Source organism: Streptomyces sp. NPDC001270 (genome assembly GCF_042896695.1).
GTDB lineage: Bacteria > Actinomycetota > Actinomycetes > Streptomycetales > Streptomycetaceae > Streptomyces.
In genome coordinates this window covers 158,306-183,338 of sequence record NZ_JBIAXM010000002.1, presented here as the reverse complement: position 1 = coordinate 183,338, position 25,033 = coordinate 158,306, and the positions used below count along the sequence as shown (strand labels likewise).

The 25,033-nt window shown below is 71.1% G+C and carries 23 protein-coding genes and 2 pseudogenes; 16 read left to right on the top strand and 9 right to left on the bottom strand.

The window, feature by feature from the left end; genetic code table 11:
• The first annotated feature begins 258 nt into the window (after positions 1–258).
• The 3 genes from ACFY2B_RS04735 (at position 259) to ACFY2B_RS04725 (ending at position 2,014) form a co-directional block, all read left to right on the top strand.
• A complete protein-coding gene (locus tag ACFY2B_RS04735) occupies positions 259–687 on the top strand; it encodes a DUF6313 family protein (protein WP_390761690.1) in 429 nt (142 codons plus the stop codon).
• Positions 684–986 carry a hypothetical protein gene (locus ACFY2B_RS04730; RefSeq protein ID WP_390761689.1) on the top strand — a complete coding sequence of 101 codons (303 nt, stop codon included), beginning with the start codon at positions 684–686 and terminating at the stop codon, positions 984–986. Before ACFY2B_RS04735 ends, ACFY2B_RS04730 begins: the two co-directional genes overlap by 4 nt.
• Positions 987–1,261: 275 nt before the next feature.
• The gene (locus ACFY2B_RS04725) at positions 1,262–2,014 is read left to right on the top strand and encodes a lysophospholipid acyltransferase family protein (RefSeq protein ID WP_390761978.1); all 753 of its coding nucleotides are present in this window, start codon (positions 1,262–1,264) and stop codon (positions 2,012–2,014) included.
• Positions 2,015–2,101: 87 nt separating this feature from the next.
• Here ACFY2B_RS04725 and ACFY2B_RS04720 read toward each other — a convergent pair whose 3' ends face one another.
• Positions 2,102–2,689, bottom strand: a complete 588-nt coding sequence (locus ACFY2B_RS04720; protein WP_390761688.1) for a TetR/AcrR family transcriptional regulator — start codon at positions 2,687–2,689, stop codon at positions 2,102–2,104.
• 276 nt (positions 2,690–2,965) lie between these two features.
• On the opposite strand from ACFY2B_RS04720, the gene ACFY2B_RS04715 reads away from it, so the two are divergent.
• The 7 genes from ACFY2B_RS04715 to ACFY2B_RS04685 all read left to right on the top strand — a co-directional run bounded on the left by ACFY2B_RS04715 (position 2,966) and on the right by ACFY2B_RS04685 (position 9,972).
• Positions 2,966–3,535, top strand: a complete 570-nt coding sequence (locus ACFY2B_RS04715) for an NAD(P)H-dependent oxidoreductase (protein WP_390761687.1) — start codon at positions 2,966–2,968, stop codon at positions 3,533–3,535.
• A gap of 268 nt (positions 3,536–3,803) precedes the next feature.
• Entirely contained in the window at positions 3,804–4,049 is a 246-nt protein-coding gene (locus ACFY2B_RS04710) for a hypothetical protein (protein ID WP_390761686.1), read from the top strand.
• Positions 4,049–4,426, top strand: a complete 378-nt coding sequence (locus ACFY2B_RS04705; RefSeq protein ID WP_390761685.1) for a fic family toxin-antitoxin system, toxin component — start codon at positions 4,049–4,051, stop codon at positions 4,424–4,426. The genes ACFY2B_RS04710 and ACFY2B_RS04705 overlap by 1 nt, the downstream gene beginning before the upstream one ends.
• Before the next feature lie 311 nt (positions 4,427–4,737).
• Entirely contained in the window at positions 4,738–5,124 is a 387-nt protein-coding gene (locus ACFY2B_RS04700) for a hypothetical protein (RefSeq protein ID WP_390761684.1), read from the top strand.
• A gap of 15 nt (positions 5,125–5,139) precedes the next feature.
• Positions 5,140–7,602: a telomere-associated protein Tap gene (tap, locus tag ACFY2B_RS04695; protein WP_390761683.1), complete on the top strand. Its 2,463-nt coding sequence runs from the start codon at positions 5,140–5,142 to the stop codon at positions 7,600–7,602.
• A 6-nt stretch (positions 7,603–7,608) separates the two neighbouring features.
• A complete protein-coding gene (gene tpg, locus ACFY2B_RS04690; protein WP_390761682.1) occupies positions 7,609–8,166 on the top strand; it encodes a telomere-protecting terminal protein Tpg in 558 nt (185 codons plus the stop codon).
• 414 nt (positions 8,167–8,580) lie between these two features.
• The gene (locus ACFY2B_RS04685; protein WP_390761681.1) at positions 8,581–9,972 is read left to right on the top strand and encodes an MFS transporter; all 1,392 of its coding nucleotides are present in this window, start codon (positions 8,581–8,583) and stop codon (positions 9,970–9,972) included.
• Here the strand turns inward: ACFY2B_RS04685 and ACFY2B_RS04680 are convergent.
• A complete protein-coding gene (locus ACFY2B_RS04680) occupies positions 9,920–10,498 on the bottom strand; it encodes a TetR/AcrR family transcriptional regulator (RefSeq protein ID WP_390761680.1) in 579 nt (192 codons plus the stop codon). The two genes, ACFY2B_RS04685 and ACFY2B_RS04680, sit on opposite strands and share 53 nt — an antisense overlap.
• A gap of 79 nt (positions 10,499–10,577) precedes the next feature.
• Between ACFY2B_RS04680 and ACFY2B_RS04675 the strand changes: the two genes are divergently transcribed.
• A complete protein-coding gene (locus ACFY2B_RS04675; RefSeq protein WP_390761679.1) occupies positions 10,578–11,351 on the top strand; it encodes an SDR family oxidoreductase in 774 nt (257 codons plus the stop codon).
• A gap of 39 nt (positions 11,352–11,390) precedes the next feature.
• On the top strand, positions 11,391–11,759 hold the full coding sequence (locus ACFY2B_RS04670; RefSeq protein WP_390761678.1) for a VOC family protein: 369 nt from the start codon (positions 11,391–11,393) through the stop codon (positions 11,757–11,759).
• A gap of 215 nt (positions 11,760–11,974) precedes the next feature.
• Here the strand turns inward: ACFY2B_RS04670 and ACFY2B_RS04665 are convergent.
• From ACFY2B_RS04665 to ACFY2B_RS04655, 3 genes and pseudogenes are all read right to left on the bottom strand, one after another.
• Positions 11,975–12,421: pseudogene (locus ACFY2B_RS04665) on the bottom strand (SDR family oxidoreductase); the annotation flags it as partial.
• Between the two features lie 1,035 nt (positions 12,422–13,456).
• Positions 13,457–15,982 (bottom strand): ATP-binding protein, encoded by a 2,526-nt coding sequence (locus ACFY2B_RS04660; protein WP_390761677.1) that lies wholly within the window; start codon positions 15,980–15,982, stop codon positions 13,457–13,459.
• The gene (locus ACFY2B_RS04655; protein WP_390761676.1) at positions 15,979–16,395 is read right to left on the bottom strand and encodes a hypothetical protein; all 417 of its coding nucleotides are present in this window, start codon (positions 16,393–16,395) and stop codon (positions 15,979–15,981) included. The genes ACFY2B_RS04660 and ACFY2B_RS04655 overlap by 4 nt, the downstream gene beginning before the upstream one ends.
• A gap of 389 nt (positions 16,396–16,784) precedes the next feature.
• Here ACFY2B_RS04655 and ACFY2B_RS04650 point away from each other — a divergent pair.
• Positions 16,785–18,218: pseudogene (locus ACFY2B_RS04650) on the top strand (S8 family serine peptidase); the annotation flags it as partial.
• Positions 18,219–18,534: 316 nt separating this feature from the next.
• On the opposite strand, the gene ACFY2B_RS04645 reads toward ACFY2B_RS04650, so the two are convergent.
• Entirely contained in the window at positions 18,535–18,942 is a 408-nt protein-coding gene (locus tag ACFY2B_RS04645; RefSeq protein ID WP_390761675.1) for a MerR family transcriptional regulator, read from the bottom strand.
• 119 nt (positions 18,943–19,061) lie between these two features.
• Between ACFY2B_RS04645 and ACFY2B_RS04640 the strand changes: the two genes are divergently transcribed.
• Entirely contained in the window at positions 19,062–19,778 is a 717-nt protein-coding gene (locus ACFY2B_RS04640; RefSeq protein ID WP_390761674.1) for an SDR family oxidoreductase, read from the top strand.
• 134 nt (positions 19,779–19,912) lie between these two features.
• Here ACFY2B_RS04640 and ACFY2B_RS04635 read toward each other — a convergent pair whose 3' ends face one another.
• Positions 19,913–20,566 (bottom strand): TetR family transcriptional regulator, encoded by a 654-nt coding sequence (locus ACFY2B_RS04635; RefSeq protein WP_390761673.1) that lies wholly within the window; start codon positions 20,564–20,566, stop codon positions 19,913–19,915.
• Between the two features lie 230 nt (positions 20,567–20,796).
• On the opposite strand from ACFY2B_RS04635, the gene ACFY2B_RS04630 reads away from it, so the two are divergent.
• Together ACFY2B_RS04630 and ACFY2B_RS04625 are read left to right on the top strand one after the other, a co-directional pair.
• A complete protein-coding gene (locus ACFY2B_RS04630; protein WP_390761672.1) occupies positions 20,797–21,696 on the top strand; it encodes an SDR family NAD(P)-dependent oxidoreductase in 900 nt (299 codons plus the stop codon).
• 253 nt (positions 21,697–21,949) lie between these two features.
• Positions 21,950–22,498, top strand: coding sequence for a zinc-binding dehydrogenase (locus ACFY2B_RS04625; protein WP_390761671.1), 549 nt, complete (start codon positions 21,950–21,952; stop codon positions 22,496–22,498).
• Positions 22,499–22,698: 200 nt separating this feature from the next.
• Here ACFY2B_RS04625 and ACFY2B_RS04620 read toward each other — a convergent pair whose 3' ends face one another.
• Positions 22,699–24,009: a glycoside hydrolase family 71/99-like protein gene (locus ACFY2B_RS04620; RefSeq protein WP_390761670.1), complete on the bottom strand. Its 1,311-nt coding sequence runs from the start codon at positions 24,007–24,009 to the stop codon at positions 22,699–22,701.
• Between the two features lie 124 nt (positions 24,010–24,133).
• Positions 24,134–24,877 carry an SGNH/GDSL hydrolase family protein gene (locus ACFY2B_RS04615; protein WP_390761669.1) on the bottom strand — a complete coding sequence of 248 codons (744 nt, stop codon included), beginning with the start codon at positions 24,875–24,877 and terminating at the stop codon, positions 24,134–24,136.
• Between the last annotated feature and the right edge of the window lie 156 nt (positions 24,878–25,033).

Here is a 25,033-nt window from a genome sequence, read left to right as displayed (position 1 = left end):
ATGTGTGCAGACAGCAACTAAAACCCCTCCGGCCGGTCATGACCGATCCACCGCGGCCCTGGACCGTACGCGGACGACCTCGGCGGACGCGTTCCCGGCCTCCCGCGCCCGAGATCGTCGGGGTGCCGCCGACCAGGGGCGCTGACCACGTGTACGTGCCGGAAACCGATGGGATCCAGGTCGTGCCCGGAGCTGCCGCCCGCCCTGTTCCTGCGCGGACTGCCCATGCGGGCGGGTGAATTTCGCTATGTTCGTGCCGTGTCACAGCCTGCTCCGCCGCCGCCCGCTCCGCCGCCCCGCGACACCTGGCGGGAACGTTGCCGGGACTGGCGGAGATCCGTCTCCAGGCTCAACCGGCCCCAGCACTGGCTGCTGACCCGATTCCTGAAGTGGGGCACGTGCGTCGTCGCCCTCTATGGCGTCGGCGGCCTCCTCCTGGGCTGGACGGTTTCCTACGACGTCCTCGTGGGGATCACCTCCCCCGCCGACACCCCGTTCCCCGGCTACGCCTGGTTCCTGTCCCTGACCGGCTGGCTCGTCGTCCCCGCCGTCGTCGGCGGCGCCACCGGTTACCTGGTCAACCGGGAGATCGACAAGCGGCGACGGGTGCCCGAGGACGACTTGCTGGAGCAGATGACCGCGCAGGGCTCGGTACCGCCGTCTCCCCGTGCCGGAGACAGCGGATGAGAACGCTTGGTGCCTTCTACGATGAAGGCGGCGACGCCCGGCGGTTCGCGCAGGACTTCACCGGGCAGTTGCACGACGGGGACTGGGGACTGGCCAAGGAACACTGGACCCGCACCGTTCAGCACATCGCCGACCGGGCCAAGGAGTTGGACGACATGACCGCCGCGGAGGCAGGCCGTCGCGCCGAGGATCTGGCCCGTACCCTGTGTCTCGGGCTGCTCCAGCAAGGGTGCTGCTGGGCCTGCGCGCAGGACGGACGCGACGGCCGCGATTCCGGGCGGGGCGGGGTGAACCGATGACGGAGAAGATCCCCGCCGAGCAGATCATCCGCGAGATGATCGCTTCGGCCGTCCCCGACGCCGACCCGGACGCCGTGGGAGAAGCAGCACGCGCGGTGAGCGACATCGGGCTCGTCCGCGGCCCGGGGGAGCAGGACGCCGAACGGCTACGTCGCTCCTTCGACGGACTGACACCGGCACCGGACGCCCCCACGGAAGGCCGTACGCCCGAAACGTCCGTCCTCCACGGCGCCGGCCGAAGAAGGCCACGACGGCGCGGGTTCTCCTATCGGCTCGTGGCATGGCTGGTGAAGCCGATCCTCCTGATGGTCCTCAAGCGGGACTGGCGGGGCATGGAGAACATCCCGGCGGCGGGCGGATTCATCACCGCGGTGAACCACAATTCACAGCTCGACCCGTTCGCTTACGCGCACTATCAGTACAACACCGGACGGGTGCCGCGATTCCTGGCGAAGAGCGGCCTGTTCCAGCAGGGATTCATCGGGGCGGTGATGCGCGGTACCGGACAGATCCCCGTCTACCGCGAGAGCACCGAGATGCTCAGCGCCTTCCGGGCGGCGATCGACGCGGTGGAGCGCGGTGAGTGCGTCGCGTTCTACCCCGAGGGCACCCTCACCCGCGACCCCGACCAGTGGCCCATGGCCGGCAAGACCGGCGCCGCGCGGGTGGCCCTGACGACCAGGTGCCCGGTCGTCCCCATCGCCCAGTGGGGCTGCAACGAGCTGCTGCCGCCGTACGCCAAGAGGTTCGACCTGCTGCCGCGCAAGACGCACCACGTGCTCGCGGGCCCGCCGGTGGACCTGTCGCGTTTCTACGGCCAGGAGATGACGCCGGACGTCCTCAGGGAGGCCACCGAGGTCATCATGGCCGCCATCACCCGTCAACTGGAGGAGATCCGCGGCGAGAAGGCCCCGGTCCGCCCCTACGACCCGGCCCGGGGTCGGTTTGAGCGGCGGGGGCAGCGGGGGGCCGAGGCCCTGGCGCGGCAGAAGAAGGGCCAGCGGAAGAGAGAGGGCCGGGGCGACTGAGGGCAGGGGGAGGGGGAGGGGGCAGGAGGGTGTGACCCGGCCCGACCCGCCCTGCTGACGCCCGGCCGGTCAGGCACGGTGCCGGATTCAGGGGCGGCCAGGTTCGTCGCAGGCGGTCCAGATGAGGCGGCGGGCGAGTTCACCGGTGCGCTGGGCGGGGCCCTGGGGGCCGAGGACGGTGGCGGTGACGTAGACCCCGTTGAGGACGAGGATCAGCTCGTCGGCGAGCTGCTCGGGGTCGGTGGCGCGGGCGTCGGCCGCCAAGTCGCGCATCCACTGGCGGACCCGCTGCTCGTGGGCGACCGCCACACGGTTTGCGGAGTGCTGCGGGTCGGGGAACTCGGTATGGGTGTTGAGCATGGGGCAGCCGCGGAAGGTGGGCTGTCTGGTTTCCTCGATGACGGCCGTGAAGATCGCGAGGAGCTTCTCGCGCGGGTCGTCGACCTTGTCGGAGACCTGGCGCATGCGCGTGAACCAGGCGTCGGCGCGGTCCTGTGTGTAGGCGCTGGCAAGTGCGTCTTTGGTGGGGAACTGCCGGTAGACGGTGGCGTTGCCGACCCCGCTCTCTTTGACCACCAGGTCCATACCGACAGCGCGGATGCCGCGCTGGTAGTACAGGCGGCTCGCCACGGCCAGGACGTGGCGCCGGTTCTCCTCCGCTGTCTTGCGAGCCATGGTGTGCTCCTTCTGCTGGTGATGCGCCGCATCGAGTCGACGGGCGCGCGACGGGCCCTTTGTCCGCGCGCCGGGCACGGTCCCAGTTTGACAGACGGATCGTTCCGTCACAAACTCTGGGACGGAACGATCCGTCACAAGAACTCGAAGCATGGCACCCGCTCCCCCGAGGGAGTAGCGCCTACGCCGCCGGCAGACGTGATCGACGTCCACGTGGCGTACGGATCGTCTGCTCCGCCTCTCCCGTAAGCCGACCACAGTCAAGGATCAACCCCGATGCCCCGTCCCAGCCCCCTCCCCGCGCCCTCGGCCGGCCCGCTCTCCTTGCGCACCCTGGTTGTCGTCGCCCACCCCGACCTGGCCTTCTCCCGCATCACGACCCGCCTGGCCGAGGCCGTGAGCGACCTCGCGCACGTCACCGTCCATGAGATCGGCCCCGCCCGCTCCGACGGCCGCTTCGACATCGCCCGAGAGCAGCAACTGCTGCGCGACCACGACCGGATCGTGTGGCAGTTCCCCTGGTACTGGTACTCCGTCCCCGCGGTACTCAAGGCATGGATCGACCAGGTCCTCGCCCACGGCTTCGCCTACGGCAGCAGCGGCACCGCACTGCGCGGCAAGACCCTCCAACTGGTCACCTCCACCGGCGGGCCGGAAGCCTCGTACGCTTCTGTCGATCCCACCTCCCGTTTCACGATGACCCAGTTGCTGGCACCCCTCGACGCCACCGCCCGACTGGTCGGCATGCGTCTCGCCGAGCCGCTGGTTCTGCACGGCGCCCGCACCGTCTCGGACGAGAACCTCGCCGCGCACGCCAAGCGCTACCGCGAGCTTCTCTGCTCCTGATCCGGCCCGGACGAGTCATTCCCATGTGATCGGTGGTCGCCTGCGATCAGGGATCGCATGACCGGCCGGCCGGTCCTGTGGCTGTGCCGGATCGCCGCGGCCGTGGCGAGGACGCGTTGGGCGACGCGGACGGCGACACCTCCGGAGGTCCGGCCACTGTGCCGTTCCAGGTCGAGTCGGCCTTGAGGGTGTCGTGAGAGCGCACCAGTACCGAGGGCCTGAACGGCCCGTCGGCGGCACGGGTGGTAACATCTGCTACCATCACCGTATGTCGAAGACTCAATGGGGTGCCCGCGTCGACGATTCGGTCAAGGAACTCGCCGCGATCCGGGCGAAGGAGCGTGGTCTGAGCATCGGCGACTACATCGCCGAGCTGGTCCGGGAGGATGTCGCCGGACTGCGCAGGCGCGGCCTGGACGCGGCCCGGACCTTCCTCGACGAGTACCAGAGCGTCTTCGACGAGGCCGAGGAAGCCGACCGGCAGACCAAGCCCAGGGGGGCGCACGCCGCGTAATGGATCTGCACATCGACGTCCCCTGGATCCTGCAGGTCGCGGAGATCGCCGGCGCCGCGGACCCCGCCCCCGAGGACTACGGCATTCCGGTCGCCGCGGTGGCCTGCCACCGGGCAGAGCTGCTCGAACAACGCGTCTACGACGGTCCCTACGAGCGGGCCGCCGCCCTGGTCCACGTACTCGGCCGGTGCCGCTGGCTGGAGCGGTCCAACCTGGCCGTCGCCGCGGCGACGGGTGTGATGTACCTGGAAGCGTCCGGCATCCCGGTCAAACCTGGCTATCACGACGCCGTCGCGCTGCGCGACCTGCTGCGTGACCCCTACTGCACCGCGGCGGGCATCGCCGCACTGCTGCGCGGCTGGCCGCGTTCCGCCTGACGGGACCGCGGAGATCTGCCGCAACGGCGGGGCGTGGAGGAAGAGGAAGAGGTTCGCGTGGAACGAACCCGGCAGGACGGCATCAGGCCCGAGTAGAGGGCACAAGTCCTGAGCAGGGGGCGTTGGTTCTGGGCAGTGCCTGCCCGCCGCGGGGTTGCCGAGGGACCGCAGCGGGGCCGCGGCGGGCGCGCAACAGATTTGCCGGGCGAGCACGGCTACGGGATCCGTGGTGCGCCGCGGCGCCGTGGTCCTCGCCGTGCAACCGAACAACAATGCGTTGTCCCGTTGGGCGGCGGGGATAGAGTGACGGCATGGCTCTCGACGCGCAGGACGACGCCCGCGGGCGACTGTCCGCACTGGAGGACGGGCCCGCCGCCGAGCGGGGCGCGGCCCGTCGGCTGGAGGAGGACGTGGCGCTGCTGGGGCGGCTGCTGACGGCCGCCGCCGGACACCGGCGGCACGACGGCCCGCCCGCCGACGTCACGGTCGACGACATCGGCGCGGGGCTGAGCCTGTTCGAGGACATGCGCGTGGCGCTGGACCGGCTGGAGACGCAGGTGGTCATCGAGGCCCGGCGGCGCAGCATGGACTGGCGGCAGATCGCCCGGCACCAGGGGCTGAACTCCTCCCAGGCCGCGTCGCAGCGCTACCAGCGGCTGATGACCCGCCTGGAAGAGATCCGCCAGGGCGTCCGGTAGGGAAGGGGAACACCGGTGACGGACCAGCCGCAGGAGTTGTTCGCCGCGGTCGACTCGCTGCTCGCCGCGGTCGACGGTGGCACCGTGCTGCCCGCCCCGGCCGAGCGGGTCAGGCTGCGTGAGGCGGCCGGGCTGACCGAGGCGGCCTTCGCGCAGGCCCTCGGGGTGCGTGTGCCGAGCATCCAGGCGTGGGAGGCGGGCCGCGCCGAGCCCAAGGGCGAGCGCCGCGACGCGTATCGAAGGCTCCTCGAAGGGCTCGCCCAGCGCTATCCCGCGCCTGCCGCCACTCCTCCCGCCACTCATTCCGACGCACTTTCCGACACACCCCGCCCCGCGCCGCAGCGGGACACGTATGCGCCGGTGATCGGCGAGGCCGGGCCGCAGACGGCCGACGGGGCCGCCGCCCGCCCGGTGGCGCACACCACCGGAACCTGCTCGCACCCCGGGCACCCGGTAGCGGCGGACACCGGCCCGACGCACTCCGTCCCGCGCCCCGGCGGCGATCCCGCCGCCCCGGACGCGGCCGACGCCGACCCGGACCCCGCCCGGACGCACTCCGCCGCGCCGCACTCCGGCAGGAAGCAACCCACCGAGAGGCCCACGGCCCCGGATTCGGTGGCCACCGGCTCGGCCGGCTCGCACTCCGCCCGGACGAGGCCCGCGCCGCGCCCCGGTGCGAAGAAGACCGCGGCGAAGTACGCGGCGAAGTACACGGAGAAGGCCGCCGCCCCGGGTGCGGCCGACGCCGACCCGCGTTTCGAGAACGGGCCGCTCGCGGTCGTGGACGCCGATGCCGACGGGCAGGTCGTGGCGTACTGCGTCGGCGGCCTGATCCTGGACGTACCCGCGAAGTCCCTCCCGGCCCTGGTCGACTGGACGCTGAAGGAGGCCCGGCTGGGGCAGCCGAAGCTGTCCGGCCCGGGCAAGGACGCCGACCCTCTGCTCGTGCTCACCGACACCGCGCTCCAGCGCTACGGCCTGCCGGTGACCCTCACCGAGGAGGAACGCCTCGCCGGCCGGCTGCCCGAGAACCATAAGGCCGTCCAGCAACTGGCGCGCGCAGAATGGAAGTTGACGAAGCGCGGGTTCGGGCCGTGGGCGCGGATCTACCGCCCGGCACGTGGCGCGGAGCGTTCGTGCGTGCAGGTGTGCATCCCGTCCTGGCACGCGCTGGACGCCCGGCACTGGGACGGCGCCGCCGGGCTCCCGCCGGCCGACCTCGCCCGGCTCCTGGGCGTGTACGCGACGCGGGTCATGACGCCGCGCGGGTCGACCGCGGTGACCGGCCTGGAGCTGATGACGGCCCTGCACCCGCCGACCCGTGCGTCCGAACCGGACACGGACGGCAAGCGGCACAGCGAGCACAACCCCGGCTCGCTGGGCACGGACCCGGTCGACCCGGCGCCCTGCGAGGTCCCCGACGGCCACCCGCTGCTGGCCGGCCTGCCCCGCTTCCACCGCCGTACCCCGGCGGAGGTCCTGGCGGAGGAGGCGTACGACTGGGCGCGTCCGCTCACCGACGCCGAATGCATGAAGCGGTTCCTGGTCGGCATCGACGTCAACATGGCCTTCGCCGCGGGCGCCAACGGCGTGATCGTCGGTCTCGGCGCGCCCACGCACGTCCGACGGCCGGTCTTCGACGCGAAGCTGCCCGGTTCGTGGCTGGTCGACCTGTCCCACGTCGACCTGTCCCGGGTGAAGGCCGGCAAGGAGTGGGCGGACCTGGACGCGGGCCTGCTGCCCGGCCCGTTCACCCCGTCCGGCGAACGGCCGACGGGACCTGCCTGGTACGCGACGCCGACGGTGGCGTACGCGGTGGAGCTGGGGTACGACGTCGATCCCGTCGAGGCGTACGTCCGCGAGGAGCACGGCCGTTACCTGGACGCCTGGTACAACCGGCTGCGTGACGCGTACGTGGCGACGATGGCCGACCTCGGAGTGCCCGCCGACGTGCCGCCGGAGGAGTTCCTGAAGGCGATGGACGGCCACAGACTGCGCGACCCGCAGCTGGCGATCGTGGTGGCCGCGGTCAAGGCGACGGTGAAGGGCGGCATCGGCAAGCTGCGCGAGCGGCCGCGCGGCGAGGGCTGGAAGCCGGGGCAGCCGTGGCGGGCCCTGGCACGCCCGACCTGGCGTCCGGACATCCGGGCCGCGGTCATCTCCCGTACCCGGGTCAACATGCACCGCAAGATCGTCAAGCATGCGGCGTTCACCGGTCAGTACCCGGTGGCGGTCCTGTCCGACTGCGCGGTGTACGCCGCCGACGGGCCCGGTCCGCTGGACTTCCTGCCGTACCGGGCGGGCAAACCGCTGCCGGGCGGCTGGCGGCTCGGTGTCTCACCCGGCATGGTCAAGCACGAGGGCACCCAGACCGTGCTGTGGGGCGAGGGGGTCCGGGAGCAGTTCGAGTCACCGGAACTCAATCTCGCCCGGTACATCAAGACCGGCGAGGTCACCACCAAGGACACCGGGGAGTAGACCGCGATGACCATGTTCGGGGACGGCCTGGACCAGGCGGTGCAGCGCGCGTTCACCCGCCCCGTCCCCAAGTCGGCCGGTGCGCAGATGCGTTACCTGGTCAAGCAGCTCAAGGGCACGAGGGCGGTCGCCCGACTGCTGGGGATCTCCCAGCGCACCGTCGAACGGTACGTGAAGAACCAGATCAGGAAGCCGCGCCCGGACCTCGCCGCACGCCTGGCGAACGAGGTGCGGAAGCGGTGGCAGCCGCAGGTCCGGGCGAGGGCGCGGCAGCGGGCGGTGACGACCGACGGCATCGTCATCGACACCCGGGCCCGGATCGGCTACACCGCGCCGGTCGGCTCCACCGACGACGCCCGCATCCGGCACCTGACCGTCGCGCTGCCACCGCGGTACGCGGCCCGCCTCTTCGACGCCCAGCAGACCGGCGCCGGCGACCAGCAGTTGCAGCAGATCGCGGCCGAAGGGCTCAAGGAGGTCTACTTCCAGGACAGCGGCCGCCGCGCCGGCAGCCTGGAGGAGGTCCGCTTCACGGATGTGGAGCACGTGGAGTTCGACCTGTAGGTGTCCGTGCGGTCGCGTACGCCTGAGTCGTATGAGGCGTCGCGTGACGGGCCACATGGTGTGGCCGCGTGCTGGGCCGCATGCTGCGGTCTGCTCGGTGAGCGTCCTGGGGAGGCCGTCGCGCGTCACCCTGGCGTGAACAGCCGCTCTCCTCCAGCCACTTGCCCGGCCCTTAATCGCCTTTCGCGCCCCGCCGAGCGACAGCTACTGTTCGCGCAGCGAGTGACTCACGAGGAGCGAAGACATGGTCGGTCGTCCGAGCACGCGTTGACGTTCGAGGCCGTGCGCGGCCTGTCATCGCGTGCTGCCCTTGACGCGGCACAGCGAGCCTTCCTTTCCCGCTGCCCGAATGGGCCGGTGCACCTGTCGTGCGCCGGTTGGCGGGTCTCGTCTTCGGTCGTCCCAGGGGTCCCCGTGCCGTCTTCGTCCACCGCTGCATCCGATTCCGGTCGGCCTGTTCCGTCAAGTCTGTGGCGGGACGGTGACTTCCGCCGGTTCTGGGTGGGCCAGACGGCCTCCCAACTGGGCGAACACGCGAGTCTGGTGGTTCTGCCGCTCTTCGCCGTCCTGACGCTCGACGCCGGCGGGGCACAGTTGGGCGCCCTGCGCGCGGTGGGGCAGGCGCCGATCCTGCTGCTGTCGCTCTTCGTCGGCGCGTGGGTGGACAGGTGGCGGACCCGCACGCTGATGGTGCTGTCGGACGCCGGTCGGGCCCTGGCACTGGGCGCCGCCGCCGTGGCCGGCCTCCTCGGTGGGCTCGGCCTGCCGGCGCTGCTCGTGGTCGCCTTCGCCGTCGGGGCTCTGTCCGTGGTCTTCGACGTGGCGTACCAGGCGTCTTCGGTACAACTGGTGAGACGCGATCAGTTGGTGCGGGCCAACAGCGCGCTCGAAGGCAGTCGGTCCGCGGCGCAGATCGGCGGTCCCGCCCTCGGCGGCGCGTTGGTGTCCGTGCTGTCGGCGCCGGTCGCCGCCGCCTCCGGCGCAGTGTTCTTCGCGCTGTCGTTCCTGTCGATCCGACGGATCGGTCGCCGCGCATCCATCCCGGAACGCTCGGAGCGTCCTCCCCGGGTCTGGCGGCGGATCCACGAGGGCCTCCGATTCGTCGCCGGCGACACCTCGCTGCGTACCGTGTGCCTTGCGTCGGCCGCCTTCCAGTTCTTCTTCGCGGCTGTGATGACCGTCTATCTGCTGTTCCTGCCACGGGACCTGCACCTGTCGGGCACCGCCGTCGGACTGGCACTCGCGGCGACCGGGCCGGGCGCGCTCCTGGGCTCACTGCTGGCCGCCCGCCTGCCGGGCCGCTTCGGACACGGCGCTGTGCTCGTGTCCGCGGCGGTACTCGGCGACGGCGTGTTCCTGTTCGTGCCCGCACTGCACGGCCCCTCCGCGGTGACCGTTCCCGCGCTTCTCACGGTCAACTTCGTCTTCGGGACCTTCAGCCAACTGGTGAACGTCACCGTCATGGCCGTCCGGCAGACCGTCACTCCGGACGGGATGCAGGGCCGCGCGGCCGCGACGATCAACTTCGTCGGCATGGGGCTGACCCCGCTCGGCTCGCTGCTCGGCGGCTTTGTCGCGGAGGCGTGGGGGACACGCACCAGCCTCCTGGTGACGGCCGCCGGCATGCTGCTGTCGCCGGCGCTGATGGCCCTGTCCCCACTCGCCCGCCTGGGACGGACGCTTCCCGCGCCGCCAGAGCCCCCGGTGCCGTCGGCGGCCGTCACGAGCCTCGGCAAAGGCAGTCCGCGTCGGCTCAGCCTGCGCTGCCCGCGCCGAAACGCAGGCCGTCGAAGAGGATCGCCGTGATCTGCACGGCTTCGTCCTGCCAGCCCTCCGTGGTGTGCATCCCGCAGATGCCCCCCAGCGCGCGCAGCACCGTGCGGCCGCTGACGTCCCCGCGGAGGGTGCCGGCTGCCGTGCCCGCCTTGAGCAGGTGATCGAGGGCCGCTGCCATCTGCGTACGGGCGTCGTCGAAGATCGGCGAGTCCGTCGCCATGATGCTCTCCAGCGCGACCGCCATTCCCTTGCTCACGGCCGCGTGTTCCACGAGCAGCAGCAGGAAGCATCGCAGTGCCTCGTCCGGGGCGTTCTGGTCGAGGAGCTTCGCGGGTGCGGCGCACAGTTCGTCGGCCTCCTGGCGATAGACCTCCTCGACGAGGGCTTCGCGGGTCTCGAAGTGCCGGTAGAGCGTGCCGACCGCCACGCCGGCCCGCCGGGCGATCTCTTCCACGTGGGCGTCGGCCTCGCCGGTGAGGAACGCCTCCCGGGCCGCGGCCAGCAGCGCCTCGCGGTTGCGCCGCGCGTCAGCGCGCAGCGGACGTGACGATGGCAACAGTCCTCCATAAGGTGAATCGGACTCCGCTTATGTATGGTTTCCGGAGTCGGGTTCACCTTACTTGAGGGGTACTTCCATGACGGTTCCGGAAGAGGGGCTCAGCGGCCTCCGTGTGCTGGTCACCGGCGGCAGCCGCGGCCTGGGCGAGGCGACCGCCCGTCGGTTCGCCGCCGCGGGCGCGACGGTGCTGACCGCCTCGCGCAGCACGCCTCCGGAGGATCTGCCGGCCACCTTCATCCCCGCGGACCTCGCCACGGAACAAGGAGTGGCGGAGCTGGGCCGACGGGTCCTCGACAGGGTGGGCGGGGTGGACGTCCTGGTCAACAACGCGGGCGCCGCGAGCGCCCAGGCGCCGACCCTGGAGCGGTCCGACGAGTCGTGGCGTGCGGACCTGGAGATGAACCTGCTCAGCGCCGTACGGCTGGACCGGGTGCTGGTCCCGGGGATGGTCGAGCGTGGCTCGGGCGTGGTCGTGCACGTCTCGTCGATCGCGAGCCGTCTGCCGCAGCGCACCGAAGTGTCCTACGCGGCGGCGAAGTCGGCGCTCAACACCTACAGCCGGGAACTGGCGACCGAGGTGGGCGAGCACGGGGTGCGTGTGGTGTGTGTCCTGCCGGGCTTCGTGGCCACCCAGGGCGCCGTCGAACACCTTCAGCGCGTCGCCGACCGGCAGGGCGTCGGTGTGGCCGAGGTACGGCAGCAGATCCTGGATCACCTGCGCGTGCCGATGGGCCGGCCCGGTGATCCCGAGGACGTGGCGGAGATGATCGCGTTCCTCGCGTCCAGCCGTGCGAAGTGGCTCACGGGAGCCGAGTTCCGGGTCGACGGCGGCATCATCCCGGTGGTGTGACGTCGAGGTCGAGACCGCAGGGGAGAACGGAGAACCAGCATGAACATCAACCTCGGCGCGGTGATCGTCGACGCTGCGGAACTGGAACCCGAGAGCGCGTTCTGGCACCGGCTGCTGGGCGGCACGATCGCGAAGACCGCGACCCATCACTTCCTCCGGACCGAGGGGTTCCCGGTGCTCGTGATCCAACTGGCCGAGGGGCAGGTCCCGCCGCGATGGCCGGAGGACGCCTCGCAGCAGATGCACGTCGATCTGACGACGGACGACCTCGCGGCCGCGGACCGGCTGGCGCTTGCGGCAGGCGCGCGTCGGCTGCGGCCCACCGACGACGTCGACCCCGCCGCGCACCAGGGCGGCCGGGTCTATGCCAGTCCGGCCGGACACCCCTTCTGCCTGCGATCGGCCTGAGCCGCATCGCGTGCCGGTGCCGGGACTTGGGCGGTATCGGCACCGGTTCTCGTGCTCGTACCTCTACCTCTACCTCTGCCTGTACCTGCGCTCCCTGCTGCCCGCCCGGTTACGAGTGGGCAGCAGGGGCGGGCCCGACCGGCGGGAGAGAGCGCGCCGGTGACGACGACACACAGGGGGCTGCCCGTCCCGCTCGGTGCAGGGGCGGTCCGGGCTCAGATCTGGGTGCCGCCGCCGTCGACGGCGAGTTCGGCCCCCGTGGTGTAGGTCGCGTCGAAGGCGAGGAACACGGCCGCCCGCGCGACTTCGGCCGTCGTTCCCATCCGCCGCATGGGGCTGTCCGCGGCCATCTGAGCCTTGGTCTGCTCAGCCGCCTCCTTGGGCATCGACTTCTCCAGGATGCCGGAGTCGATCGGGCCGGGACTGACCGCGTTGACACGGACGCCGTGCGGCAGCAGCTCGCGGGCCAGGCTGCGGGTCATCGAGCGCAGCGCCGCCTTGCCGGCCGCGTAGGCGCTGAGCATGGGCAGGCCCAGGACGTTCGCGGCCGAGGTGGTGAGCACCACGCCGCCGCCCTCGGCCAGCAGTGGGACGAGCTTTTGCACCGTGAAGTACGGACCCTTGACGTTGACGGCCATGAGCTGGTCGAAGAGTTCCTCGCTGCCGGACGGACGTATGCCCCCTGCGCCGCCCGGCTCGGACGACGTAGGGGGCGTGCCCAGGAGTTCGACGAGGTAGCCGGCTCGGTGCCGCGGCGGCAGGTGGTGGTGATGTCACCGCCGTACCTGCCGGGAGCAGCCGGTGCCCGCAGGGGACCATGGCGCGGAGGGAGGGGGGCGAGGGCGAGCGTGCCCGGTTCCTGCGTTGCTCTCCTGGAGTCGTCACCGACCCGACCGGGTGGTCACCAACTGGAGAGACCGGGGGAGGACGCCGTGCCGTCGGCGGTGACACCGAGACCGCTGGTGCTGGAGTTGAAGGAGGCCGACGCGACTTGTCGCCGTCCACGTACACGTCGATGTAGACCCAGTGGGCGCCAGTGGTGGGTGCCCAGGCGAACGCGGAGCAATTTCCCGGAGTGGCAGTGATGATGGTGCCACCGCTGATCTTGGCGTCGGCCTGGTAGCTGCCGTTGGCGCAGAGGGTGAACTGCCCCCGGGGGGCCGGCAGATTGGGCTGCCGCAGCGGCGGTTCCGACGGGCCCGATCATCAGGGCCGTCAGAGCGAGGGCGGCGACCGCCGTACCCGTACCCACGAGGCGTCTGGCAGATTTCCGGAGCGTGCTCATCTGAGTGCTTCCTTCCCGCAGTCATGGTCAAGCCGGTCCCGTGAGGTGCGGATGATGCACCTGCACGCCCCCTTCGCCATGGGAATGAGGTGTGTGGGGCCGGTGGAACCGTCGAAAGGAAGAGTAGAGAGCCAACTCCCTGCGGAGAATGGAGCGTTCACACACCTACTCCACCGGCACGAGGGACCTACGGACCTTGCCTCCCGGTAAACCTTTGATCGGCCGTCAGATCCTCGGACTGTGCGCCGCGAGCCCCTTTGACCGGCGTGGGGGTCTGGACCGGGTCAGCGTGATGGCGGCGGAGCCGCGCAGGGTCGTACGGGTGGTGAGCTGATGTCTTTCGGCGAGGGCGTCGATCTGGAGTCGGCCGTGGATCTGGAGTCGGCCGGGAGTAGCCGCCTACTGATCTCGTTCAAGAATCGGTCGATTCCTGAACGGGGGCCTCTTCGCGGTGCTCGGCTTCGAGCTGCGCCAGGTAGGCGGCGGCGGTGGGTGCCTCGGCAGCGCCGATGCGCTGGTAGATGGTCACTGCTTCACGAAGACCGGTGAGAGCGGCCTGCCACTGACCGGTGTGTACCTGGCAGCGAGCGATTCCTTCGAGGGCGTGGGCTTCGTCCTGCGGGCTCTGTGCCTGACGTGCGAGGTGCAGGGCTTCCCGGTATACACCGAGTGCCTGCTGCGGCCCTGAAGTCTCGGCCAGGAGCGCGCCGGTGCCGTTGAGCACCTCGGCCTCGCCTTGGATGTCACCGAGTTTCCTGAACAGGTTCCGGGACCGGGTCAGCAGGTCGGCCGCCGCCGGATAGTCCCTGGTCGCGAGCTTTGCCATGCCCAGCACGCCCAGGGCGGTGGCTTCGCCGTGACGGGCGCCGAGGGAGCGGTAGAGGTCCAGTGCCTGCTGTGCCAGGTCGGCCGCCGCTCCGAAGTCCCCGGTCGCGTGTCGTACCCAGCCCAGATCCCCCAGGGTGCTGGCTTGGCCGAGGCGGTTGCCGAGGGAGCGGTGGAGGTCGAGTGCCTGCTGTGCCAGGTCGGCCGCCGTTCCGAAGTCCCCGGTCGCGTGTCGTACCCAGCCCAGGTGTTGCAGGGACTGGGCTTGGCCCTGACGGTCGCCGAGCGAGCGGTAGAGGTCCAGTGCCCGCTGCGTCAGGTCGGTCGCCGCCGGATACTCCCCGGTCGCGAGCCTCGCCATGCCCAACTCCTGTAGGGCGTGGGCCTGGCCATGGTGGTTGCCGAGGGAGCGGTAGAGGTTCAGTGCCCGCTGTGCCAGGTCGGTCGCCGCCGGATAGTCCCCGGTCATGTACCGCACCCGGCTCAGCTCCCGCAGGGCGTTGGCCTGGCCGAGGCGGTTGCCGAGGGAGCGGTGGAGGTCCAGTGCCTGCTGTGCCAGGTCGGCCGCCGCCCGGTTGTCACCCGTCAGGTGTCGTACCCGGCTCAGCTCCTGTAGGGCGTTGGCTTCACTGTCGCGGTTGCCAGCGCGGTGTGCGATGGTCGCTGCGGTCTGGTGGAGGCTTATGGCTTCGTGCCAGGGGCCTTGCTGGCGTAGGTAGGCGGCCAGGGCAGCGGTGAGGCGGATGGCATGGGAGTGCCGTGCCTCCGCGGCGGCGTGGTGGATGCAGGCGGTGAGGTTGGCGTGTTCGGCGCGCATCCAGGACAGGGCCTGCTGGTGGGTGGCCGGACCAGGTGTGGGGACCGAGGCGGTGCTGGGGGCCTGGGTGGCGGAGCGGGGAACGGTGTCGGCCAGGTGCCGGTCGGCTGCCTCGGCGGTGTGCTGGTAGTAGTCCAGCAACCGCCCGATGGCGGCATCTCGGTCGTCGGCCGGATCGTGTTCGCCGGCGAGTCTTTGGGCGTAGGCGCGGAGGAGGTCGTGGAGGCGATAGCGGCCGGTGACGGGCGAGTCGATGAGATGGTCGGTGTAGAGGGCTTCCAGCTCACGACGGGCCTGGGCAGGAGGGACGTTGTCGAGGGCGGCCGTGGCGTGGGCGTCGGTGTCGGGGCCGGGGTGCAGGCCCAGGCGGCGGAAGAGGCGCTGCCGCTGTGCCGGCAGGGCTCGGTAGGACATGTCGAATGCGGCGGTCACCGCGCGGTCGCCCGCGGCGAGTTCGTCGAGGCGGTCCTGTGTGGCGGCGAACTCCTCGGCGTACTCCGCGAGGTTCCAGCGGGGGTGATGGGCGAAGCGGCCGGCGAGCAGGGCGATGGCCAGTGGCAGGTAGCCGGACAGCTCCACTATCTGGGCTACGGCGTCGGTATCCGCTGGCGTGGTGGGGGTGCGATGGGCCAGGCGGGTGAACAGCAGGGCCGCGTCCGTCGCCGAGAGGATGTCCAGGGGCAGGGGCGCGGCGCCGTCCAGCGCGGCCAGGCGGTGGCGGCTGGTGACCAGCACCAGGCAGCCCTCCGCGCCGGGCAGGAGCGGCTCGACTTGGGCGTGGTCCGCGGCGTCGTCCAGGACGAGGAGCATGCGCCGCCCGGTGAGCCGGTCGCGCCAGAGTCCGGCACGGGCCTCCAGGCCATCGGGGATGCTGCGGGGGTCGATGCCGAGGCTGAGCAGCAGGGCGGCGAGGGCGTCGGCAGGGTCGGCGGGTTTCTGGCCCGGGGTGTGGGCGTTGAGACGAAGGAACATCTGCCCGTCGGGATACCGGTCGGTGAGTTGACGGGCGGCGTGGGCGGCCAGAGCGGTCTTGCCGATTCCGGGCATGCCGCCGATGGTGTGGATGGACACCACCCGGGACGGCTGGGCGGCGGCCAGGATCCGGTCCACCTCGGCCTGGCGGCCGGTGAAGGCCGCCACATCCCGCGGCAGTGTCCGCACCGCGGTCACCGACGCGGGCGCCTGCTGAGTGATGTACTGATCCCGCCCGGCCACGTAGCCTTGCGCACTGCCCCCGACGCGCGCCTCGATACGCGTCGCCGCCGCGTCGTCGTCCCCGTCCGCGCGGGTCGTCATGAGCCGGTGATGTGCTGGTCGCGGCCGGCCATGTACACCCGCGCACTGTCCCGGGCCTCCGCCTTCATGACGATCGACTGGACGCCGCGCCGTTCGTCCGGGGACAGTGCCGGCGCGAGGTGCTCCTCCAGCAGGCGCCGCAGTTCGCCGACCGCCGAAGGTTCATTGACGAGAAGCTGCTGGAGCCGCAGACGCCACACCCAGGTGAGCGCCTCCTCGGTGTCCTGGTCCTGCTGTTCACGGGCGTTGAGCACGCCGGCGCGCAGCGTTTCCAGCTCGGCTGAGATCTCGTCCGCCTGCTCCGGACGAAGCCGGTGCCACAGGGCTGTCGTAGCTGTTCTGACCTGCTGCCAGGTGTCCACGGCCATCGCACTCACCAGCGCCGTCCCGGCCGCCAACACGATCGGGTCCATGCCACCCCCTCTTGCAGAAAAAACCCGGATAATAACCCTACGAGTCCGGAAGGGCATACGGAGTCTTTTCCTCCGGCCATATCGAGCCGTTCTAGGACGGTGGCCACAGGGCGGCTGCCGTCCGCGAGGCTGCCGGCGGCCGTTGGTGAGCGTCCAGGTTCGGCCACGGTGTGCCTCGCCGCCCGCCCGGCGGGGGACGACGTCGCATACGTCACCGGTCCGCACCTGCTGTCGCCGAGTGTCCCCTGTGGGGCCGACCGCACCGTATTGCGCCTTGTCCACTTGGTGACATGACACTCGACTGTCAAGGAACTTTCTTTACAGCGTGGCGAACGGATGGCTGACTGCGGGGAACTCCTGCCCCACTAGCCCATGAGGTTCCCTTGCGCATGTCTCCGGCGCGCAGACGCGGGCTGACAGCAACTGTCGCCGTGCTGGCGGCCTTGACCGCCACCGGGCCGACCGCGGCGGCCGGTACGCCGTCGGCCGGCGCGTCGTCGGCTGGCGCGACGGTTTCCGCCGTCCGGAGCGCCTGCTCCACACGTGTCGTCACCCTGATCACCGGCGACAGGGTGAAGGTGACCACGACCGCCGACGGGCACCCGTCCACGTCCGTGGTCGATCCGCACGGCCGGCCGGGCGGCGCCCACGTCATGTCGGTGGGCGACGACACCTACGTGTACCCGGACGCGGCGCTGCCGTACCTCGCCTCAGGGGCGCTGGACGAACGGCTCTTCGATGTCACCGAGTTGCTGAAGGACGGCTACGACGACGCCCGCAGCGACCGGTTGCCGCTGATCGTCACCTACACCGACGCCGCCGCCCGTGCCCGCGGCGCGAAGACCCCGGACGGCGCGCGCAGGACCCTGACGCTCAGCAGCATCCAGGGCGCCGCCCTCACCGCCGAGCACACACGAGCCGCAGCCTTCTGGTCCTCCCTCACCGGCACGGCGACGGCACCGGACGGCGCGCGGACGGCCGGCGGCGCGGCACGGGCCGGGGAACTGGCCGGTGGTGTCGCCAAGGTGTGGCTGGACGGCAAGGCCGAGGCCACGCTCGCCGACACCACCGCGCAGATCGGCGCCCCCGAGGTCTGGCAGGGCGCAGACACCGGTCAGGGCGTGGACGTCGCCGTACTGGACACCGGGATCGACGCCGAGCACCCCGACTTCGCGGGGCGGATCGCGGCTACGCGGAGCTTCGTACCCGGGGAGGAAGTCACCGACCGGCACGGCCACGGCACGCACGTCGCCTCGACGGTCGCCGGTACCGGCGCCGCCTCCGACGGCAAGGAGAAGGGCGTCGCGCCCGGCGCTTCCCTGCACATCGGCAAGGTTCTGGGCGACGACGGCAGCGGCCAGGACTCCTGGATCCTGGCCGGCATGGAGTGGGCCGCCCGCGACCAGCACGCCAAGGTCATCAGCATGAGTCTGGGCGGCAACCCCAGCAACGGCACCGACCCGCTGAGCCAGGCCGTGAACCGGCTCAGCGCGGAGACCGGGGCCCTGTTCGTGAGCGCCGCCGGCAACTCCGGCCCCGACCCGTACACCGTCAGCGCACCGGGTGCCGCGGACGACGCGCTCACCGTCGGCGCGGTGAACGGTCCCGGCAAGGGCGTGGACCAGCTCGCGGCGTTCTCCAGCCGTGGCCCGCGCGTCGGCGACAACGCCATCAAGCCCGACCTGACCGCGCCCGGCGTCGACATACTCGCGGCGCGCTCGCAGTACTCGCCGGACGGCGAGGGCGCCTACACGACGATGAGCGGCACCTCGATGGCCACCCCGCATGCCGCGGGCGCCGCGGCCCTGCTGGCGGCCGAGCACGGCAGGCACTGCTCGACGCACCGTCCGGTTCCCCGTACGCGAGTCTGCGTACGACCGCGCGGGACACCGCCGGAAACACCGTGAGCCAGACCCTGATCCGGGCCTTCGCCCTCAAGCAGAACGGAACACATCTCTTCAGCGGGACGGTCCAGCGGCACGGCACACATATCACACGCATGTCCGTTCTCCAGGACGGCACGTGTTACGTCACATGTCGGTTCCCCAGGACGGTACATATGCAGGGGCCCTGTTCGTACGGAACGGCGAACAGGGCCCCTGCTCGTGCTCCTGGCCACGCAGGCCCGCCGCGCGGAGGTCAACCACGCGCCGAGGCGGGTTCCCGCGTCATCGCCTCGTCGAGCGAGGCCGGACACGACGTGGCGCCCGGGTCCGTGGCGAGGCCGATCACCATGTCGAGCCGGCGGCCCGCCTCCTGCAGTTCGGCGGCCTTCGCCTGGATGCGGGCGCGTTCGTCGAGCAGACGTTGCAGCAGCTCGGGGCCGACCTCGCGGGCGTCGACGGCGGGCAGGAAGGCCGCGATCAGGCGACTGCCGAGACCGGCCGTGTAGAGCTGCCGGATGAGTTCCACGCGCCGCACGGCCGACTCCGGGTAGACCCGCTGACCGCTGCTCGTGCGCTCGGGATGCAGCAGGCCCTGCTCCTCGTAGTAGCGCAGAGCACGCGTACTGACCCCGGCCTCGTCGGCCAGCTCTCCGATCCGCATCGTGACCCCTCTTACCGGTGGTGCCGCACTTCTCGACTTGCCCTTGACGTCAACGTCAACTCTTAGCTTAGGCGGCGCGGGGCGGAAGCGATCCGCACCGCCCGCTGAGAGGAATGATCATGAACATTGCCGGTTCCACCGCGCTCGTCACCGGAGCCAACCGCGGGATCGGTCGGCACTTCGTCGACGAGCTGCTGGCCCGCGGGGCCAGGAAGGTCTATGCCGCCGCTCGCCGCCCCGAGCTGGTCGACACCCCCGATCCGCGGGTCACCCCGCTGCACCTGGACCTGCTGAACGAGAAGTCGATCACGGACGCGGCCGCGGCGGCGCAGGACGTCACACTGCTGATCAACAACGCCGGCATCGCTACCCGGGCGGGGCTCCTGACCGATGACCTGGACGAGATCAGGCGGGACCTGGAGACACACCTCTTCGGCACGCTCCGGGTCATCCGCGCCTTCGCCCCGCACCTCGTCGCCCATGGCGGCGGAGCGATCGTGAACATTCTGTCCGTGCTGTCGTGGGTCGCCACCCCCCAAGGGTCGGGCTCCTACTCCGTGGCCAAGGCCGCGGAGTGGAACATGACCAACGGCGTACGCGTGGAACTCGCCGGCCGGCAGATCCTCGTCCAGGGGGTGCACCTGGCCGCGGCGGACACCGACATGATGGCCGGGCAGGACGCGCCCAAGATCGACCCGGTCGACGTCGCACGAGCCAGCCTCGACGGTGTGCAGGCCGGAGCCATCGAGGTGCTGGTCGACGACCCCAGCCGCTTCGTCAAGGCCGCGCTCTCCGGCGACCCCGCGCAGCTCTACGGCCCGCCGCTTGCCAACTGACCGGCTCCCGTCGTGGCCGGTCCCGGTCGTGACACGCTCTCGGCCGTGACCGGTCCTGGGGTATCACAGGTCCTGGGTCGTGACCGGTTCCGGGTCGTGACCGGTTCCGGGGCGCGCGCCGGGCGACAGGTGGGTTATGCGTGGGCGGGGACGAGGCCGGTTGCGGTGGCCTGGAGCAGCCGGGTCAGCCGTGGTTCGAAGTCGAGGGCCACGTGTCCCCAGCGGGGGTGCTGGGCGTAGAGCTCGGCGAGGGTGGGCGTGGGGTGGGAGATCTGCCAGAGGTTGGCGGTCAGCCCCAGCGCCACGGTGATGAGGTCCGCCACCTGTGCGCTGGTCATGGTGCCCGCGGCGGTCAGCGCCTCGACGAGGGTGTCGTGCGCGGCGAACGCGTTGGTCTTGTAGCGGCGCGCGCGTTCGATGCCGACGTCTCCTTCGAGGCTGAGCGGGACGTGGGTGAGCAGATCGCAGAACAGCGGTTGCCCGGCGAGCGTGGCGGCCACGACGGCCGCGATCTGCTCCGGGGTGAGGCCGCGGGCGCCGGCGAGGCGGCCGGTGATCATGTCGCTCCACTGCTGCCAGCCGCGTTCGGCGAGTTCGAGGAGGAGTTCCTCCTTGCTGTCGAAGTAGCGGCGGACGGCAGAGGAGTGCAGGCCGGCGGCCTCGGTGACGGCCGCCAGGGTGATGTGGCGGACTCCGCCCCGGGCGGCGGCCAGCGTCCGGGCGGCGTCGAGCAGGTCTTCGGTCCGGCGGAGCTTGGCCTCGGGCGAACGGGCTCGGCGTTGCTGCATGACCGACACCGTAACGCACGTGCACTGCGTAAAAGGCGGGTGGCGTGTTAGCGTTGCCATAACGCAAGTCAATTGCGTTAACTGCCGGGCCTTGTCCGCCCGGGCGCAGCCCGCGCATGCGCACGCCGGCAGTCGCGCCTGCGCACGCACACATACGCATGCGTACCGCACACGCGCATGCTCCATCGCGCGCATCTCCGCGCACATCTCCTGAAGACGGAGTCCGCCCCATGCCGAAGGTTTTCCTCGTCACCGGTTCCTCCCGAGGTCTCGGCCGTGAGATCGTCACCGCCGCTCTTGCCGCCGGGCACCGGGTGATGGCCACCGCCCGCGACCCGCGCACCTTGGACGACCTGGTCGCCGCCCACGGCGACCGGGTCCGCACAGCCCGGCTGGACGTGACCGACGCCGACGCCGCCGAACGGGTCGTCGCCGAGGCCGTCGACGCCTTCGGACGGCTGGACGTCGTGGTCAACAACGCCGGCCAGGGTGATCGCGCCTCCTTGGAGGACACGACCCTGGAGGCGTTCCGCCGGCAGATCGACACGAACTTCTACGGCACCGTGTACCTCAGCCGGGCCGCCGTGCCCGTGCTGCGCCGCCAGGGCGGCGGCCACATCATCCAGATCTCCTCCCTCGGGGGCCGCATCGCCAGTCCCGGCATGACCGCCTACCAGTCCGCCAAGTGGGCTGTGGGCGGCTTCTCCGAGGTCCTCGCCGCGGAGGTCGCCCCGTTGGGCATCAAGGTCACCGTCCTGGAGCCGGGCGGTATGCGCACCGACTGGGCGGGGGCTTCCATGCACACCCCGCCCATCAGCGAGCCGTACCGGAGCACCGTCGGCGCCGCCGCGGAGGCGATGAAGAACTTCGCCCAGGAGGCGAACGGCGACGCGGCCAAGGTCGCCCGGGCCGTTCTCACCGTCGCCGGCCTCGACGAACCCCCCTTGCGCCTGCTCCTGGGCTCGGATTCCTACGCCTACGGCCGCGCGGCCTGGGCCAGTCGTCTGGAGGAGGACGAGAAGTGGCGGTACCTGAGCGTCTCCACCGACCACGACCGGACCGGAGGTGACGGCTCCCGGTGGCTCGGCAACCAGCTGGGCGATCCCGGAAGCGGCGCGCGCGACGCGTGATCATCTGGTGGGGCATCGGGCATCGGGCACGGTCCCCCGGGCTCGGTGTCCAACTCTTCTTCGTATGGTCGGTGTTCACTTGTCAGCTCCGGCCTCTCCGTCTGCGGATCCACTGGGCGGTGTGTGATGGCAGCCATGAGCGGACCTTTTGCCAAGCCCCGTTAGAGGGTGTAACGAGAGCGATTGACCATCGCGGAGCAGTGTGTTACAACTTCTAACGCACGCAAGGAATGCTAATGAAGGGAGGGTGGCGGTGAGCAGCCATCCCCTGGTCCAGGCCGCTCTGCGCGGCGTCGTGGCCCCGGAGGACCTGGAGGACCTGGAGGTCCGGCACCTGATCGCGCCGGACTCCAGACCGGTCGGACGGCGGGTGGCCGCGCTGGACAAGGCCCGCGGTCGCGGCGGACAGGTGCTCGTCGACACCAAGGGCGTGGCCGAGGTCCCCGACGGCCGGACCGCGGCCGAGGGCGAGACCGTCCTCGTCGCCCACGGCAGCGCCCTCACCCGCGACGACACCGGTTCCGAGCGACGGCCCGTACCGGAGGTTCTCGCCCGCACCTCGATCTGGAACAACACCCTGCCCAGGGGTCGCCGTGCCCGCTCCCACACCAACTGGGCCGGTTGCAGACTCCGTGAGGACCGGGCCCGGCGGCACACCGACCTCGCCGAGGTCTTTGCCGCCCTCCGCCGCTGTGTCGCCGCCGCCCGCGTCGCCGCGCGCCTGCCGCTGGCCAGGGCCGCCGAGGCGCTGCGCCTGGCGGAGCCCGGCACTGTCACCGGCAAAGTCGTCCTGAGCCCCTGAGCCCCTGAGCCTCGGCCCGTGCCGGGAAACCCGGTGACGGTCCCGGACTTCGGCACTCCGAGGGGCGATGTCGGCACGCCGGGGGGCGGCGGTGGAGACCACCGCCGCCCCCCGGCCGCCGCTCAGGCGGTCCGCCTCAGCCGGCGCGCTCTCTCCGCTCGCCGGTGCGTTCCGTAGTGCGTTCCGTCCGGTTCCGGGGATCAGCCGACCGGCGGGATCGGAACGGTGGTGCTGATGGGGGAGGAGCCGTTGATCATCTTGGTGGCCGCGCCGGCCAGGCGCAGGTAGAAGTTGGACGAGACGTGGGTGCCGTCGGCGTCGAGGGTCAGGAAGTACTGGTTGGCGGGAATCTGCGAGGCGTCCGTGGCGGCCGGTGCGATGGCGGTGGCCTCGTCGTACTCGTCGAACATCGCGATGAAGGCGGAGGTGGTGCCGCAGCGGGCGGCGGCGACGGCCTGCTGCCACATGAAGTTCCCCGCCTTGCGCGGGATCTCGTTCTTCGGGGATCCGGCCTTCCAGTTGGACCAGGCGAAGCCCGGGTAGATGACCGGCTGGTACGCCTGCCCGTTCGCCTTGAGCTTGGCCATGTCGTCGTTGAACAGCTGCTGGTCGACGGTGGGGTTGCCGACGTTCCACGGGGAGACCATGTCGAGCGCCGCGTACACGGGGCCGAAGCCGGGCTTGGCGTTGGAGTCGGTGCGCCAGCCGCGCGGCACACCGCCGATGACGTAGCAGCCCTTGCTCTTGAACCAGTTGATGAGTTCCAGGCAACCGTCCACGGTGCCGGGCCGGTTGGTCACGCCGAGGCCCCACAGGTGGACCACGGGCTTGCCGCCCTCGCGTGTGTACGACGCCGAGTTGGTCAGTCCCAGGGACCCGGTGATGGTGTTCGTCCAGTCGTTCTGGATCGTCGTGACGAGGTTGGTGTCGCTGAGGCCGCTGATGTCGTACTCGATGTAGAAGCCCCGGCCGTACTTCTGCGCGGCGTCCCGTGCCTTCGACTGGATGTCGTTGCGCTGCTGGAGGCGCGGCTGGCCGGTGGCGACGATGTCGCTGCCGAAACGCTGGAGGGCGGCGCCGTCGATGCCGTACTGCTGCATCCACTTGAAGTGCTGGTCGACCACGGCGGTCGAGTACGAGCTGAACAACTTGGCCGCCTTGCCGTTGCCGAGATTCGCATAACCCGTCTGGTACAGGCCCGACGCCGGGTAGAGCGAGATGTCCGGGTACAGCTCGAACGTCTGGTTGCCCGGGGACGGTGCGGTGCCCGCGGCCCAGTGCGTCCACTTGTTGATGGGGGAGTTGTCACCGGTGCAGGCGAACCAGCCCTGGTAGCCGACGTAGACCTTGCCCTTCACCCCGGCCGCCGCCGCATGTCGGGAGGCGGGGGTGGCGGCGGGCTCCGCGTCGGCCTGGGAGAGGCTGCCCGCCCCGGCCCACACCGCCGCGCCGACGCCTACGGCGCCCGCACCACGCAGGAATGTCCGTCGGGAGTGGTTTCGTTCGCTCATGCGAGTCCTCTGTCTGATCGGACCGGGCGGTCGGGGAGGGGCCCGGCGGATGCGGTCGGATCCGGGCCGCCGGCCTGATGTCAGGGCAGGCCGGGGCCGTCGGATGCCGGGAAGCGTGCGGTGCTCAGCGCGCCGTCGTGTGCCTCGTCCGGAGCGGGGTGAGCGCGGAGGGCACCGCGCGGAGGGCGGCGTACCAGACGGCGGCCATCTTGTCGTAGCCGGCCTTGGTGGGGTGGATGCCGTCCGCGAGGTCGGCGGTGGTGAGCGCGTCGTACATCTTCACCAGATGGACCTGGGGTCCCTTCGAGGACACCACCGAGGGAATCTGGGCGTTGTACGCCTTGACCCGGCTTTCGAGGGTGGCGTTGGACTGCGGCGGGACGGTGGCCACGAACAGTTCGCTGCGCGGCTTCGCCGTCCGGATGTGGTCGATCAGCCCGGAGAGGCGTCGGGGCGCGTTCGCGATGTCGTAGTTCTGGTTCAGGTCGTTCGTGCCGATGAGCAGCATGACGGTGCGGGGGTCGCTCTGGGCGAGCCACGTGTCGATGTTCGCGTCGAGCTGGTCGATGCGCCAGCCGGAGTGACCCTCGTGGTCGTGGTCGCCGAGTTCGGCCGGGCCGTTGGTCATGGATCCGACGAAGTCGACCGTGTAGCCGCCGGCGGCCAGGAGTTGCCAGAGTCTGACCCGGTAGCCCCCGGGGTAGGGGGTGAATCCGTCGGTGATGGAGTCGCCGAGCGGCATGACGCGCACCCCTCCGTTGGACTCGCCGGGGACGGCTGCCGAGGCGGGGGTGCCGTTCAGTAGCAGTCCGGCGGCGACGAGGGCGCCACCGACGATCGCTGAGCGTCTGGACAACTGCGCTTGCATGAGGAACTCCTCTGTGGGGGAACGGAGTCGACGGACGTGCGGCGGTACGGCAGGAGCGATCCCCGGTACGAGGACCACCGGCCCGGCGCTTCTCCGGCCGGCGCAGAACATGTGCCGGGCCGGGGTGCCGGTTCCCGGAGCAAGCAAATGGAGCGG

What these genes read in the sequence shown, in the direction of transcription:
- ACFY2B_RS04615 (WP_390761669.1), bottom strand. Translation starts at nt 24,877, where the DNA reads ATGCAAGCGCAGTTGTCCAGACGCTCAGCGATCGTCGGTGGCGCCCTC.
- ACFY2B_RS04660 (WP_390761677.1), bottom strand. Translation starts at nt 15,982, where the DNA reads ATGACGACCCGCGCGGACGGGGACGACGACGCGGCGGCGACGCGTATC.
- ACFY2B_RS04640 (WP_390761674.1), top strand. Translation starts at nt 19,062, where the DNA reads ATGAACATTGCCGGTTCCACCGCGCTCGTCACCGGAGCCAACCGCGGG.
- ACFY2B_RS04715 (WP_390761687.1), top strand. Translation starts at nt 2,966, where the DNA reads ATGCCCCGTCCCAGCCCCCTCCCCGCGCCCTCGGCCGGCCCGCTCTCC.
- ACFY2B_RS04675 (WP_390761679.1), top strand. Translation starts at nt 10,578, where the DNA reads ATGACGGTTCCGGAAGAGGGGCTCAGCGGCCTCCGTGTGCTGGTCACC.
- ACFY2B_RS04635 (WP_390761673.1), bottom strand. Translation starts at nt 20,566, where the DNA reads ATGCAGCAACGCCGAGCCCGTTCGCCCGAGGCCAAGCTCCGCCGGACC.
- ACFY2B_RS04670 (WP_390761678.1), top strand. Translation starts at nt 11,391, where the DNA reads ATGAACATCAACCTCGGCGCGGTGATCGTCGACGCTGCGGAACTGGAA.
- ACFY2B_RS04645 (WP_390761675.1), bottom strand. Translation starts at nt 18,942, where the DNA reads ATGCGGATCGGAGAGCTGGCCGACGAGGCCGGGGTCAGTACGCGTGCT.
- ACFY2B_RS04620 (WP_390761670.1), bottom strand. Translation starts at nt 24,009, where the DNA reads ATGAGCGAACGAAACCACTCCCGACGGACATTCCTGCGTGGTGCGGGC.
- ACFY2B_RS04630 (WP_390761672.1), top strand. Translation starts at nt 20,797, where the DNA reads ATGCCGAAGGTTTTCCTCGTCACCGGTTCCTCCCGAGGTCTCGGCCGT.
- ACFY2B_RS04700 (WP_390761684.1), top strand. Translation starts at nt 4,738, where the DNA reads ATGGCTCTCGACGCGCAGGACGACGCCCGCGGGCGACTGTCCGCACTG.
- ACFY2B_RS04655 (WP_390761676.1), bottom strand. Translation starts at nt 16,395, where the DNA reads ATGGACCCGATCGTGTTGGCGGCCGGGACGGCGCTGGTGAGTGCGATG.
- ACFY2B_RS04710 (WP_390761686.1), top strand. Translation starts at nt 3,804, where the DNA reads ATGTCGAAGACTCAATGGGGTGCCCGCGTCGACGATTCGGTCAAGGAA.
- ACFY2B_RS04730 (WP_390761689.1), top strand. Translation starts at nt 684, where the DNA reads ATGAGAACGCTTGGTGCCTTCTACGATGAAGGCGGCGACGCCCGGCGG.
- tpg (WP_390761682.1), top strand. Translation starts at nt 7,609, where the DNA reads ATGACCATGTTCGGGGACGGCCTGGACCAGGCGGTGCAGCGCGCGTTC.
- ACFY2B_RS04705 (WP_390761685.1), top strand. Translation starts at nt 4,049, where the DNA reads ATGGATCTGCACATCGACGTCCCCTGGATCCTGCAGGTCGCGGAGATC.
- ACFY2B_RS04720 (WP_390761688.1), bottom strand. Translation starts at nt 2,689, where the DNA reads ATGGCTCGCAAGACAGCGGAGGAGAACCGGCGCCACGTCCTGGCCGTG.